12 protein-coding genes and 2 pseudogenes are annotated in these 13,471 nt (G+C 41.8%); 5 read left to right on the forward strand and 9 right to left on the reverse strand.

Going from position 1 to position 13,471, the window contains the following annotated elements; all coding sequences use genetic code 11:
- On the forward strand, positions 1 to 553 hold a 553-nt coding region (locus tag LC653_RS10615), incomplete at its 5' end, for a transposase (protein WP_229494443.1).
- 209 nt (positions 554 to 762) lie between these two features.
- Entirely contained in the window at positions 763 to 2,934 is a 2,172-nt protein-coding gene (gene topA / locus LC653_RS10620; RefSeq protein ID WP_229494444.1) for a type I DNA topoisomerase, read from the forward strand.
- 71 nt (positions 2,935 to 3,005) lie between these two features.
- Here topA and LC653_RS10625 read toward each other — a convergent pair whose 3' ends face one another.
- Together LC653_RS10625 and LC653_RS10630 are read right to left on the reverse strand one after the other, a co-directional pair.
- Positions 3,006 to 3,281, reverse strand: coding sequence for a type II toxin-antitoxin system RelE family toxin (locus tag LC653_RS10625; protein ID WP_229494445.1), 276 nt, complete (start codon positions 3,279 to 3,281; stop codon positions 3,006 to 3,008).
- Positions 3,274 to 3,876, reverse strand: coding sequence for a phosphoribosyltransferase (locus tag LC653_RS10630; protein ID WP_229494446.1), 603 nt, complete (start codon positions 3,874 to 3,876; stop codon positions 3,274 to 3,276). The genes LC653_RS10625 and LC653_RS10630 overlap by 8 nt, the downstream gene beginning before the upstream one ends.
- A 143-nt stretch (positions 3,877 to 4,019) precedes the next feature.
- Between LC653_RS10630 and LC653_RS10635 the strand changes: the two genes are divergently transcribed.
- On the forward strand, positions 4,020 to 5,471 hold the full coding sequence (locus LC653_RS10635; RefSeq protein WP_229494447.1) for an MFS transporter: 1,452 nt from the start codon (positions 4,020 to 4,022) through the stop codon (positions 5,469 to 5,471).
- Positions 5,472 to 5,958: 487 nt separating this feature from the next.
- Here LC653_RS10635 and LC653_RS10640 read toward each other — a convergent pair whose 3' ends face one another.
- The 6 genes from LC653_RS10640 to LC653_RS10665 form a co-directional block, all read right to left on the reverse strand.
- Entirely contained in the window at positions 5,959 to 7,050 is a 1,092-nt protein-coding gene (locus LC653_RS10640) for a toll/interleukin-1 receptor domain-containing protein (protein ID WP_229494448.1), read from the reverse strand.
- Positions 7,051 to 7,163: 113 nt separating this feature from the next.
- A complete protein-coding gene (locus LC653_RS10645; protein ID WP_229494449.1) occupies positions 7,164 to 7,634 on the reverse strand; it encodes a toll/interleukin-1 receptor domain-containing protein in 471 nt (156 codons plus the stop codon).
- 175 nt (positions 7,635 to 7,809) lie between these two features.
- Positions 7,810 to 8,856, reverse strand: a complete 1,047-nt coding sequence (rtcA, locus tag LC653_RS10650; RefSeq protein ID WP_229494450.1) for an RNA 3'-terminal phosphate cyclase — start codon at positions 8,854 to 8,856, stop codon at positions 7,810 to 7,812.
- Between the two features lie 516 nt (positions 8,857 to 9,372).
- Complete coding sequence (locus LC653_RS10655) at positions 9,373 to 10,074, reverse strand: ABC transporter permease subunit (protein ID WP_229494451.1); 702 nt, start codon at positions 10,072 to 10,074, stop codon at positions 9,373 to 9,375.
- A 313-nt stretch (positions 10,075 to 10,387) separates the two neighbouring features.
- Complete coding sequence (locus tag LC653_RS10660; protein WP_229494452.1) at positions 10,388 to 10,633, reverse strand: ABC transporter substrate-binding protein; 246 nt, start codon at positions 10,631 to 10,633, stop codon at positions 10,388 to 10,390.
- 299 nt (positions 10,634 to 10,932) lie between these two features.
- Complete coding sequence (locus LC653_RS10665) at positions 10,933 to 11,415, reverse strand: tetratricopeptide repeat protein (protein ID WP_229484814.1); 483 nt, start codon at positions 11,413 to 11,415, stop codon at positions 10,933 to 10,935.
- A gap of 212 nt (positions 11,416 to 11,627) precedes the next feature.
- Here LC653_RS10665 and LC653_RS10670 point away from each other — a divergent pair.
- Together LC653_RS10670 and LC653_RS47890 are read left to right on the forward strand one after the other, a co-directional pair.
- A pseudogene (locus tag LC653_RS10670) lies at positions 11,628 to 12,017 on the forward strand (GTP cyclohydrolase II); the annotation flags it as partial.
- A 5-nt stretch (positions 12,018 to 12,022) separates the two neighbouring features.
- Positions 12,023 to 12,609: pseudogene (locus LC653_RS47890) on the forward strand (IS110 family transposase); the annotation flags it as partial.
- Positions 12,610 to 12,657: 48 nt separating this feature from the next.
- Here the strand turns inward: LC653_RS47890 and LC653_RS10680 are convergent.
- The gene (locus tag LC653_RS10680) at positions 12,658 to 13,137 is read right to left on the reverse strand and encodes a protein tyrosine phosphatase family protein (RefSeq protein WP_229494454.1); all 480 of its coding nucleotides are present in this window, start codon (positions 13,135 to 13,137) and stop codon (positions 12,658 to 12,660) included.
- Between the last annotated feature and the right edge of the window lie 334 nt (positions 13,138 to 13,471).

Consider the following 13,471-nt stretch of genomic DNA (forward strand, 5'->3'; position numbering starts at 1 on the left):
TTACAAATATTTAGGTAGAGCCAAAGACGCGACCTTTGAATTAACAGATGCCATATTGCTAACCCGCAATGTTTACTCCTTAGCAGACTTATCCTTATCACCAGTATTTAGACGCAAGTGGTCAAGTATTTATGAAGCGCTACAAGATAGTAGACCACAGCGACAGAGATTGATGCAGTTATATATTAAACAGATGGAAATAGAGGGACGTCCTTTATTGGCAGGCGACCATACAGCTTGGCCGCGCCTGGATGCGGTAACACTTCAAGACAGAACATTTGAGCATAGCGGCACATCCATAGCTGAAAATAAACCGATTACCATTGGACAGGGATATAGTACGATTGCTTGGATACCGGAGGATTCAGGCAGTTGGGCACTACCCTTGAGGCATGAACGCATAACCAGTTGGGAAAGTCCAATAGAGAAAGCCACTTGGCTACTATTACAGGTGTGTGAGCATTTACCCAGCAGACCGATTTCTGTTTGGGACAGCGAGTATGGTTGTGCCCCTTTTTTGTTAAAAACTGCCAGCATTCCAGCAGATATATAGTAGTTGCGCCAGTTACAACAGCGATCGCACAATCAGGCATCGCTTTGAGATGATTTACCTCTAAACTGAGTTGAGCAATTTCCAAAGCTTTTTGGTACAGTATTCTATAAAATCCATATCACGAGAATAGGCGTTCGCCTTTGGCGTTGGCGCAGCCATCGCTCATTGCAATTGCCAGTTTATTGCTCAAAATCTAGAACGCAGTTGCTATGATCAAACGCCTGCTTGTGGTAGAATCTCCGGGAAAAGTCAAAAAACTCAGTCAAATTCTGGGTTCGGATTGGAAAGTTCTAGCCAGTTGTGGCCACATCCGAGAACTCAGCAATGAAGGAGACGATTCCTTGGGCTTCGTCATGGACGGCAGTAATGTCCGATGCAATTACGTCCCGCGTGACCAACGAGCGAAAGAAACAATCCAGAAGCTCAAGTCTGCGGTGAGGCAGGTTGATGAAGTTGTCTTAGCAACTGACCCAGACCGGGAAGGTGAGACAATCGCTTGGCATCTCAAAGAAACACTGGGTTTGAGGGAACCGAAACGAGTAATTTATACTGAGATTACAGCATCGGCGGTACAGAGTGCGATCGCAAATCCCAGAAAGCTAGACCAAAACTTAATCGGTGCTGGGTTGTGCCGAGATTGCCTGGATAAGTTGGTGGGTTACAAGGGTAGCCCTTTAGTTTGGGCATTGAATAACGGCGCTAAGAGTGTTGGCAGAGTCCAAAGCGCGACGTTGCACCTAATTTGTCAGCGAGAAACCGAAATTCTGACGTTTGTCCCCCAAGATTACTGGAGTGTCTGGGTAGATTATGCTGAAGGATTCCGGGCTTTTTATAAAGGGACGGTTGATTCTGCAAAAGATGCAGCAGAGCAAGAAACTGAAACTCACGATGACGCAAAGGTGGGTAATAGCCCAGAAACACCGGAGTCTAAGCGTGTTCTTTCGGAAGCAGAGGCTACACGTTTAGTTGAAGAAGCACAGCGGCATCCTCATCAGGTGATTCATTTTGAGGGAAAAATCGTTAATCGCCAGCCACCTCCAGCATTTACAACTTCCAGCCTTCAACAAGCAGCCGGTTCAAAGCTGAGGTTTGCTCCCGACAAAACTATGGTTGTTGCCCAAAAGCTCTATGAGGCAGGGCTGATTACATATATGCGAACAGACTCAGTAATGCTGAGTCCAGAATTTTGTGCCAGCGCCCGTAAATGGTTAGAGCAAAATGATCCGCAGAATGTACCCCAGCAAGTCGCCAAGCATCGCAGTAGTAAATCGGCTCAAGAAGCACATGAGGCGATTCGTCCAACGGATGTGTTTCGTCCCTCAGTTCAATTGCGCTCTGAACTGCCTGATGATGAGTTTAATCTGTATGTGATGATCTGGAAACGGTCAATTGCCTCTCAGTGTCGTGCTGCTCAATTGCGTAAAACTCTGGTGATTACTCAGTCTGGTTCTCTACTGTGGTCAGCTAGAGGGCAAGTGATTGAATTTTACGGTTATGCCCGGTACTGGAATAATCTTAGCAAGGATAGTGTTTTACCTTCATTACAACAGGGACAAGCATTGAAACTGGAGAATGCTGGACATGAGCAGAAGCAGACGCAGCCACCACCCCGTTATAGTGAACCAAAATTAGTGCAACTGATGGAACGTAAAGGAATTGGTCGCCCAAGTACTTATGCTCCTACTGTTGCTACCTTAAAAAAACGAAATTATGTTGAGTTGAAAAAAGACCATCTGCAACCGACAGCGTTAGGGTTAGAAGTTGATGCGTTTTTGCTCAAAGCACTGCCTGATTTACTAGAGGCGGAATTCACAGCGAAAATGGAAGATGCCCTTGATGCAATTTCTGAAGGAAAAAACTCTTGGCAGCATTATTTAACTAGTTGGAATCAGAATTACTTTGTACCAGCACTTTCCAAAGCTAAAACTGTAGTTGCGAGTTCCCCAACAGGTAAAGCTAATGTGATAAGCGAGCGCAAATATGAAACTTCTAAGACTCGATGCCCTGAATGCAAAAATTTTCTCGCCAAAATTCCGAGTAGTAAGGTAAAAAAGAAATATTTCCTCAAATGCACAAAAGGCTGTGAAAATGTCGTGCTGTTTTGGAGCGACTTTAACAAAACTTGGCAGCCACCACAAACTAAAGCAGTTCAAGCTGAAAATCAACAAAAGTCTCCCGTGAAGATGACGGCATATCCGTGCCCGGTATGTAAGAAACCTCTAGAGGAGTACAGTTATATCAAAGAGGGGCAGAGTAAGACAATGTTGCGATGTTCTAATTCACAATCCCGTAAGGATACCAAACATAAAGATGTAGCTTATTTCAATACGCAAAAAGGGTGGTGGAGTCCTAAGTTTGGGGAGTTAGAAGCTAAGAGTTAAAAGTTTGGAGTTCCTCGTTCTCATGCAGAGCATGGGAACGAGAGAAAAGAGGTCTATGGAGTAAAGTCCGATTACAAATTTTTGTAGACTTCACCATCATTTCGCTTACCAACGCGAAAAACATCAATCAATTTGCTTTCTTTATCAATTGTGTAGAGAATTCTATATTCACCTTGATCAACACGATAACCACCCTCATAGCCTTTCAAGGCTTTGCAATCTTGAGGTTGAGAATTGCCTTGAAGCGAAAGGATTTTAGATACAACCTGCTTATAAAGTTTCGCTTGCAAATCCAACAAATCCTTTTCAGCAGTCTTAGCAATTCTCAAACTGTAGCGTTCACTCATTTCCACGCTTGACACTAATTGCGTCTAAGGTAGTAAACCCATCATTTTCCTCAATTGCACGACGAAGTGTTTCTGAATCAATAGCATCTTCAACATTAGCCGCAAGTTCTGCAATGTTCATCTGCTCATAGTGTTCAAAGGGTTGGTGAATCCAGGGGTTGTTAGCTAAGTAATCGACATAATAATCGGGTGCTATAACTGAACAGGCTTTATACCAAAGAACGGCGGTGCGAATTTCCTCAATTTGAGAATCAATATTTTGCTTGAGCCAAGGTATAGTCTGTTGCAGTGTTACCCCAGAGTCTACCAAATCATCTACTAGGAGAATGCGCGAACCTAACTTTTCGGCAGTCATCGTTAAGTGGCGGGAGAAAATTAAATTACTTCTTTCTTGCTTACGAGTGCCACTGTAAGATGAGGTTGCTAAAATTGCCAGTGGTTGCTGGTATATACGGGAAAGAATATCTCCAACTCGTAGTCCTCCTCTGGCAAGACAGATAATCTGGTTAAATTCCCAACCGGATTCATAAATCTGAATAGCCAGTTGTTCAATTTTTTGGTGATAATCTGACCAAGAAACATAAAGGTCTGGCATAAGTCTAACGGGAGTGGTAGATAGCTAGTATTGAAGGCAATGTCTACTATGGTCATTGAGCTTTGTCGTTCGCGCAGCGTCTCGTAGAGAAGTGCGGGCTACGCCTACGCAAACTTTTTATTTTAGTATAAGTGCAAGTTATTATGAACGATTCTGGTGCTGATGGCGATGCCCAACGAGATCCTAAGAGTGAAAAACTCGACTTAAAAACAAAGCTGGCTTACGGTGCAGGAGATTTAGGCCCGGCAATTACTGCAAATATCTCCGTCTTTTATCTACTGATTTTCTTTACGAGTGTCGCTGGTATCCCTGCGGGTTTAGCTGGCACTATTTTGATGATTGGCAAAATCTGGGATGGCGTAAATGATCCGCTTGTCGGGTTTTTGACTGATAAAACGAAATCTCGTCGCTGGGGTCGTCGTCTTCCCTGGATGTTTTATGGAGCAATCCCTTTTGGAGTTCTCTTCTTCTTGCAGTGGATTGTACCGCAATTTAGTGCAAATCAGAGTGAGAATATTGGGCCGCTGTTCTGGTATTACGTAGCAATTGGGATTCTATCTCAGGCGTTTTACACGGTTGTGAATTTGCCTTATACGGCGATGACTCCAGAACTAACTCAAGATTACGACGAACGTACTAGTCTTAACAGCTACCGTTTTACATTTTCCATTGGTGGCAGTATTCTGTCGTTGATTTTAACGCAAATTATTTTTTCGCAGATTGCCGATCGCCAACAACGATATCTTGTTTTAGCAGCAATTTGTACTGTAATTTCAATTTTAGGATTATATTGGTGCGTTTTTGGAGTCCGCGATCGCATCTTGGCTTTTGAGGCCAAACGTATCCAAACTGAAGAACCTGCATCTCTCCCCTTCTTTGAACAGTTAAAAATTGTCTTCAGCAACCGACCTTTTTTATTTGTCATTGGTATATATCTTTGTTCTTGGCTAGGTGTGCAGATTACAGCCAGCATTATTCCCTATTTTGTAGTCAATTATATGGGTCTAAAAGAATCAGATGTCCCCCCAGTGCTGATTGCAGTCCAAGGAACTGCCCTATTGATGCTATTTGTCTGGGGGGCGCTGAGTAAAAAAATCGGCAAAAAAGTTGTTTATTTTCTGGGAATGAGTTTGTGGATAATAGCTGCCGCCGGACTATTTTTCTTAAAACCTGGTCAAATAGTTTTGATGTATGTGATGGCTGTCATGGCAGGTATTGGTGTATCCACAGCTTATCTAATTCCCTGGTCGATGATTCCAGATGTGATTGAATTAGATGAACTGCAAACTGGACAACGCAGAGAAGGCATTTTTTATGGCTTCATGGTTTTGCTACAAAAATTTGGTTTAGCTTTCGGGCTGTTTTTGGTGGGAAATGCTTTGCAAGTAGCCGGTTTCAAAGAATCTGTAGCCGGAAGTCCACTACCCATCCAACCTGAATCTGCACTGTTTGCGATTCGCATTGCTGTTGGCCCCATACCTACAGTTTGTTTGCTTTGTGGCTTAGTTTTAACGTATTTTTACCCGATTACCCGCGAGATGCACGCAGAGATCATGCTGAAACTCAAAGAACGGCAAGAGAAGAGGGAGAGTTAAAGGAGCAGGGCAGAGTGGTTTCATACAAGCAGAGAAAAAATAAAACTGAGTTATTTACACTCGTTGCTGGCGTTCCTAGACTGCTACCCCATGCCCAATTCTCAGTGCCTTGTATTTGCGATCGCAAACTGACTTAACCTAAGTATATGCCTTTGACAGAGGTAAATTCAAACGCTCTGTTCCATACTTAACTAAAAAGCAAGTATAAGAGATAACTGAACTCACTCTCAACTACATTTGCATTGCCTTGTAAATTGGTTGGTCGCTTATTGTTACAACCCATGCAGGTTACAAGTTTGATTGCAAATCCTCTTAAATAAACTATCAAAAGTTTTCTGTCTCCGCTTATATTAAACACCTTTGCCTCATTCCCAAGAGCGGAAATGAGGCAAATTTCTATGTAACTGTATACTCACGCGTGATTTTGTTATCGGGGAGGTGGGTAAAGTGTTAGTGAGTGCTGTAATGTATTGTGCCTATCTTAGTACTATTTATTACAAATTGAGTTACATTTGCGAACTTGCGCTTTCAATTTAATGTAAGGCGAATTTTTTGCAACCTTTGAGAAACGCTCTACTTTCAAGATAACTAGCTTTTCTCCTTTTTTAAGTTTAACGATTGTTTTTCCAGATAAAGATTTTCCCTGCATTAGATTAACTTCATATTTAACAGTTACGATTGTTCCTGGTGATGGAATTACAGGAGGCTCAATACGAGGAAATTGTTTACGATTTGATGGTTTAAGAACTAGTTTTTTCCCCACAGATAAACCACCTGAAGTATTATTAACCATCCCTATCCATATCCAACCAGTAGGATTTCCTGTATTTACTGTTTTTATTGAATTTGAAGTTGGTTTAGGTGCTGAGGAAGGGATCTCTAGTATATCAGGTGGTTGAGAAATGAAGAGCATAAACATACCACCTACTACAATGATAATAAGTAGTCCTACGGGAATCTTGCTTACCCTATTCCGGCGACGATACCTTGATGGCCTAAACAAATATGAAAAGGTCGCTCTTGCCACATCTATAAAAGTGTTTCCAGCAGCTTTTGCAATAAGTATAACAATTGTACTAATCCAACGCAGAACTTTTTTAATAGGGAAGGCAGAATCAGTAAGTTCCTCGGCTACTTCTCGAATACCTGTAGCAATATTTGCAAAAGCTTTATTATAGGGTCTCCATTCAGTTATGGGTCTTCCACCCTTGGGTAAAACTTTGACATTGGGGAATTCGTCCTTCCAATGATTATCGACTGGACTAAGCAGAATAGTAATAACACGAGATGTTTTAGCCCTATGCTGTTCCATAGCTTGTTTAGCCAAAACATTCCAGTGGTAATTTGAAGCAATAAATTCTGAACTAATTAGCACTAAAATTATATCGGCCGTCTTTAAATTTGTATCAATCTCACTTTTCCAATCCTTTCCTGGGCTGATCATTTTCCTATGCCAGCTAGTACTTAAGCCCTTCCACTTTAAACCACTGAGGTGATTCTCTAGTTTTTGCCGCATTTCTTCATCTTGAGCAGAGTCAGAGCAGCAATAAAAAACTTTGACAACCTTAGTAGCAGGCATTGACCTTAGCACCTATTAATATGAAAGAATTATTACTTTCTTTTCATAACATTTTTTATTTAAATTTTTGATAATTTACTCAGTCATAATTATGAATTTTAAATAGGTAATTTCTATGAACTTACTGCCAATTCTTTCGCTACTATTCGGATACCTTGAGCAACACTTAAAAATGCAGCATCACGACTTCCCCATTTTTTCACAGCTCTGCCGCCTTCAGGCAGAGCTTGAAGTTTGCCAAACGGTGCGCTCTGCCAATCAACAAAGTCGAGAATTATAGGGATAACTCTGGCTTCTTTGCTTTCATGCCGTTCCATTGCCCGTTTTACCTCGACATCCCAGCAATAATCTGAAGCTATAAAATTTGCACTTACAAGTAGTAAAATTATCTGAGATGAATCTAAGTGGGTGTCTATCTCATTCTGCCATTCTTTTCCTGCTCCAATTTTGCGATCATGCCATCCTGTAATTACACCTTCCCGCTTTAAAGGGGTGAGGTGCTTTTCTAGTTTGTCTCGAAGTTTTTCATCTTCATGAGCATAAGAATAAAACACTTCAATAGCTTGATGAGGTTGCACTGACATAAGTTTGTTTAGGACTTGAATTTTTAAATAAGTTTTAAAATTTTATCAAAGTTGTCTGCTAAAACTTGCAGTTTTTAGGTGAACGCAGAAGGGATCACAAGATTTGTTTTGATTTATAGAGTAATAATTTATAATACTTTATCATAAAGCACTACTAAAGTAATAAACACTTATTTCATCTAGTTAAACTCTTTACTGAAACTATTTTATCAGCTTCATATACTGTTATCTGTGCCAACCCAAATTGTTCAATTACTGCTGCATTCGTCGTCAAATGCCTACTCACCTCAGCCACCCGGTAATGACTTTCCTGTGACGCTAAAGCAGCTGGCAATAATAACTGGTCTGCTAAATGTTCATCCACTGCTGCGCCGGTGTGATGAAACTCAAGCAGTTGCTGACAAGCAATTTCTGCAACTGTTTCCGCCGACAACCGCAAACGCCCAAATCCACCAAAGCCAGTCAAGCTATTCTGATACTCAGCAGTTAAAAAAATACCCGCCCCAGGTGCTATACCTCTTTCTCGCAAAGCGTGTACAGCAACTTTCAAATGGGCTTCCCGTAACAAATTCTCAGCACGATTCGCCATCCGTTGGGGAATATGCGAAGGCAATTCCGTCACCACTGCTAGCCCTCGCACCTGTTGTAAATTTCCCCGTTCTAGCAAGTTGATCCCATTGAGTTTACCACCGCCACTCACCTGCAACTGTACCTCTCCGCCACCTTGGGGAAACCACCCCCAAGCACCTAACTTGACTTGAGCTTCTACACCCATGCGTTGCAGTATCGGCAAATAAACTTGCTCAATGTAAGTCACTGTCGGGCTAAAGTTCACATGAGTTCCACCCTTTAGTGTTACTTGGGAATTGCCCGATGCTAGTGCCAAAGGTAAGAGAATTGTCTGTAAAACTAGAGCGATCGCACCTGCAGAACCACCAACTTGTGCTTTACTAACATCAAAGGTATAAGTTCCAGCTTGCACAGCACTACCTGGGATGAATTCCAGCAGCATTGAACCCAAAGCATCACCCCGTAGTTGGGCATTACAAATTCTCGCGGCAGCCCGAACTGCTGTTAAGTGTTGTGCTGCTAATCCTGGTTTTTTGCGTCCAGCGCGAATGTCTGAAATTCGTATGGGTTCGCCAGTGATGGCCGCTAGACTTAAGGAAGTGCGAAGAACTTGGCCGCCTCCCTCTCCATAGGAACCGTCAATTTCAATCATGGGCGATTTTGGAATGTTGGATTTTGGGTTATCCGAAAAGAATTCAGAATCGAATTGGAGTCCGACTGAGGAATGAATAAATGGTAAAACATCACAAGCTGATCTTTCCTGCAGAAGCGGCTGCTTCGACTTTCCGCGCTTATCCCCCACTTTCTTATTCTGATTCCTGAATTCTGAATTTTTCTTCAACCCCACGGTTGTTGAAATCAAACCACAAATTATAAACGCCTAACAGCTAGCTTTTTGAAGACAAGTTACACAAATATACAGAAAAAATTCTGATACAGCAGATTTCAAGTTGGTAGGTATACAAGCTAAGTCTGTTACGCAGGTATAAAGCGTGTTTTGCTCCTGAATTCTGTATTCTGAATTCTGCTGTATGTGTTTCTGGTAGTTTGCTAATTTTGAATTTGCAATTGAAGAACCTTGCTTTTACCGGGATTCATCAACCTATATGAATCAACTATTTCCTTAAATTTTAACTGCTCAGGATCAATAACTTTTCTGCCGCCGTCTTCAATAATATACAACTGCGCCAATTAATGCTAAACCACCGCTAATTTTTAAACCACCTAAGAAATAGGGCATGGCGCTAGGTAAACGGAGATACAGGAGAGTTTGCCAGCGAGAAGCTTTGTAAAGTTGAAATAAGTTGAGCAAGTTCCGGTCAACGCTGTTGAGTCCTAGTGTAGTGTTGGATACTATAGGGAAAAAGGCGACAATCCAGGCACAAACTACTAAAGCGGCGAAAGTGTTATTTTTTAACCAGAGAATGATTAAGGGTGCGATCGCAACTATCGAAGTTGTTTGTAAAATTACTGCATAGGGAAATAAACTGCGTTCAATCCATTTACTTTGGGTGAACAAAATCGCCATTAGTAAACCAGAAATAGCCGCAGCAATATTAGACATTCTCGCCAACTTTAGCGGTAGACGAACATTCTCCCTGACGTTTGCCCAAGGCATAAGTGCGGCATCTTGGAAAACAAAAGCCAGCTTTCTTGTTTGCTGAGTTATACCCCAGTCAATACTACCAGAACTCGTGCGTCCCAATCCGGCAATCAGGCGCAGAACTGTACTTTTACCGCACCCGGAGGGGCCAACTAAACTAACAAATTGCGACTCTGGAATTACTAAATTTAGGTCTTGCAGGGCAACAGTGCCATTGGTGTAGACCTTGCTAATCTGATTTAGCGTGATAACCGGATGCTTACTCATTCATTCTGTAGATTAAAATTTGACTGTATGAAACAATATGGAAAATATTTTTAATGGTTAATCTAATTATCAGTTTAAACTCAAAGCCGTTGAAAGTATTAATAACACTTCTTCGAGTCGATGTTAACTAAATATTCCTTAAAAATACTGGTAATGCAAATTTCAATGGTATCTATTTGAGTTTAACTGAACAACTTAGTGTTAAAGTAGAGGGTTACATAAAATAGCAAACTTATGAGTAAACTGATAGCATTCGGTTGGTATGGAGGGAAATATAGTCATCTTGACTGGCTTCTACCACTCTTGTCAAAAACTACTCACTACTGTGAGCCTTAGCAGAGACATAAATTGGTTTGCCTTTGAGGTCGGCAAGGGTTTTAATTGCTGTGTTAGGATGTGCAATAAGACACCAGGGGTCTTTTTGGAAAATTGCTGCGACTGTGATTTTGGGAATACCTTGTGCTATGGCGTTCACGGCATCAATGCCATAACCCATAAAGAAATTTACCGCACCCCCCATCAACAATTGAGTACCACTGGGAACCTGCGGGCCACCCATTTTAATAGTTACATCTAAACCATAGTCTTTGTAAATACCAGTGGCGACACCGAACAGCCCGTCGTAGACATCGCCTGGTAAAATCCGCCGTGTTCTGCTTGTGCTATCTAGTTTGTACCAAATGTAACTTTATCCAACCAAGAATTGCTAGTTGATGGTTGGTTGCTGTTAGTACAACCAGCAATGAAGCTACTACCAATTCAGATAGAACTGTATTGAATAAAATTACGGCGACTAAGGCGATGAACTGCTGTTGATGAGGGTAATGACGGATTCATAAAACAGTATGATGCTCTCTTTTATTTGCCCTTGTAGTTGAATCTAAATGTACATTCTAGAATCAACTTTTGATTCACTAGCGAATAGGGCTGAATTTCTAAAGCACCTTTAAAAGCTTTGATGGCTTTACTATATTCTCCTAGTGCTGCATAACACAAACCCATACCGTGAAGCGCTCCAAAATGTATCGGATTTATCTGTACAACCATCTGACAATCTGCCAGAGATTTTTGATAATCTCCAATACTGTAATAAAGAAAAGCACGGCGATTCCAAGCTTCGGCAAAATCTGGCTGGTCTTTGATTAGTGCTGTCAGCGCTGTTTCGGCTTCAGTAATTTCACCTGCATCGAGTAACTTTTGACTGCGATCAATTATTTCCAGCCCATAAATTCCCTTTTGCTGAAACCAAATCCGCCAGATTTTTCTAGTTGCTTTTTCGCGGACTGTGGCATCTGGGTTTTTCAACTCTTCAAGTAAGGAATTGATAGGTAAAGAATCCATGAATTTGAGATCAGTGAATATACGTTTGTATTAACTTTCTCACAAAATATATCTATTAAATGATTTTTAAAGCCATCTTTAAATTTGCGGTAATTTATTGCTAATTATGAATTTTCTGTGTTATTTCTTGTATTCAGTATACGACTAATACCACACTCGACATTTAGATTTATAAAAATAAAAACTAACTAGAGGTAGTTGACAAATACCTAGATTTGGCTGCGATCGCAGATCCCAATAAACCTGTAGCGGTGCGGGTTCATGATGAATGCAACGGTTCTGATGTGTTTGGCTCAGATATCTGCACCTGTCGCCCCTATCTGGTACATGGCATTGAAGTGTGCGTCCAAACGGCACAGGAAGACGGTGTCAGTATAATTGTCTATTGCCGCAAAGAAGGTCGCGCTTTAGGAGAAGTGACGAAATTCTTAGTTTACAATGCCCGGAAGCGTCAAGAAGGAGGCGATCGCGCTGATGCCTACTTTACCCGTACAGAATGTGTCGCCGGAGTGGAAGACATGCGCTTTCAAGAACTGATGCCAGATGTGTTGCATTGGTTGGGCATTACGCGGATTGACCGGATGGTGTCGATGAGTAATATGAATCCCCAGTTGGCAATAATTACAGCAAGTTGTGGGGCACTCACTTGGCTTGTGCTGGTGTAGAAGTCCGGCTGGTTGGTCACAAAGAACTGAGGAATTATCGAGCGTCGCACTTGGCACTCCCTGATAAAGATGATGATGCCGATGTTACTAGTTTGATTACCACACAGACCCGCGTCGATTTGGACAAATTCGCTCTAGCGCCATTGTCAAAATCCGCGAATTGGTGCTGAGGCTTGCTCACCTTAACCGCGTGCAGTCCCCGATCATCAACCGCATTCGACAGGATTTAGCGTGGCAATTTCCAGAGGTGGCGCTAGTGCGATGGCGGCGGGGTGAATCAGGTGAAGTACCAATGCTTTGGGGTTGGCTTGCTGGAGTTCGCAAAAGTAGCCGCTATGATCGCCTTTACGAACAATCTGTGGGACTGGGCATTACTGACACAGTTCGCTAACATGCGCCAAGGATCTGCAACCTCTAACGCGAGGAACACGCCATCGAGGTAGAGTTACCAGAACTGCTTGCTGATTCTCGCTTTGACCATTACCGCACAGTTTTCAAAAAGTTTGGATTTGGCGATCGCCTAAGTGCGTACTAGAGTGAAGTTCAAGGCAGGAAGAGGTTTTTCAAACTCGCTATTTCAGCAAGTAGGCACAGCTACTTTCGCGTGTTTATTAACGTAGTCCACAAATAATTGCTTCAGCCTGGGACTAACGCCAGCATGTTCAAAGAATCCAAAACCCAGATTCTTAGCTCTTGCTAAGGTTTCCTCTGGCGTTAATCCTTCCTGGATAGCGATACTTAGGAGCGCAATTCCAGTCGATCGCATCCCGGCTGCACAATGCACAACTGCTGGCTTAGGTATTTGTTCGAGTGTCCTGAGAATTTTGGTAATAGCCTCTTCATTCAAATTTTTTAAATCCACCTTGAGTGGAACATTCGTATAATGCAGCCCCAATGCTTCCGCTACTTTTTGCTCATCCTGGGAAAATCCTAACTCATCAGGCGATCGCAGATTTAGAACGGACTTAAAACCTTCTTGAATAGCTTGCTCAAGCTGTTTTGGTATAACTTGTCCTGTTGTTGTCAAGTTTTCGTTAATCTGTATGGCGTTGATCACATTCACTCCTTTTGAATTTCTAATGGTTTCCAGCTTTGTAAATAGTTGAATCGGCAACCTTTAAGAAGATGTTCAAATAAACACCGCAAAATTAGCCAAATATCACAAGATATTGCTTGATTAATTCAAAATACAGATTTTGAAGCTGGTTATTTTATTGCTTTATCTATAATATACGGTTTGTCGATGGGATTAGTGATGATTAATAATTATTATAGTTTTGGTGTATAAAATTACCGTAGCTTATATTTTAAAGTTGTCATTGATCGCATTACAGGCGGCGGTGTGATCAGTGGCTATAGCCAAACTTCCCGTGCGGCTGTAGTTGCTCATC

Source organism: Nostoc mirabile CHAB5784, from assembly GCF_020829645.1.
Classification (GTDB): Bacteria; Cyanobacteriota; Cyanobacteriia; order Cyanobacteriales; family Nostocaceae; genus Nostoc; species Nostoc mirabile.

Coding starts and splice junctions, on each gene's coding strand:
- topA (WP_229494444.1), top strand. CDS start 763: ATGATCAAACGCCTGCTTGTGGTAGAATCTCCGGGAAAAGTCAAAAAA.
- LC653_RS10625 (WP_229494445.1), bottom strand. CDS start 3,281: ATGAGTGAACGCTACAGTTTGAGAATTGCTAAGACTGCTGAAAAGGAT.
- LC653_RS10630 (WP_229494446.1), bottom strand. CDS start 3,876: ATGCCAGACCTTTATGTTTCTTGGTCAGATTATCACCAAAAAATTGAA.
- LC653_RS10635 (WP_229494447.1), top strand. CDS start 4,020: ATGAACGATTCTGGTGCTGATGGCGATGCCCAACGAGATCCTAAGAGT.
- LC653_RS10640 (WP_229494448.1), bottom strand. CDS start 7,050: ATGCCTGCTACTAAGGTTGTCAAAGTTTTTTATTGCTGCTCTGACTCT.
- LC653_RS10645 (WP_229494449.1), bottom strand. CDS start 7,634: ATGTCAGTGCAACCTCATCAAGCTATTGAAGTGTTTTATTCTTATGCT.
- rtcA (WP_229494450.1), bottom strand. CDS start 8,856: ATGATTGAAATTGACGGTTCCTATGGAGAGGGAGGCGGCCAAGTTCTT.
- LC653_RS10655 (WP_229494451.1), bottom strand. CDS start 10,074: ATGAGTAAGCATCCGGTTATCACGCTAAATCAGATTAGCAAGGTCTAC.
- LC653_RS10660 (WP_229494452.1), bottom strand. CDS start 10,633: ATGGGTGGCCCGCAGGTTCCCAGTGGTACTCAATTGTTGATGGGGGGT.
- LC653_RS10665 (WP_229484814.1), bottom strand. CDS start 11,415: ATGGATTCTTTACCTATCAATTCCTTACTTGAAGAGTTGAAAAACCCA.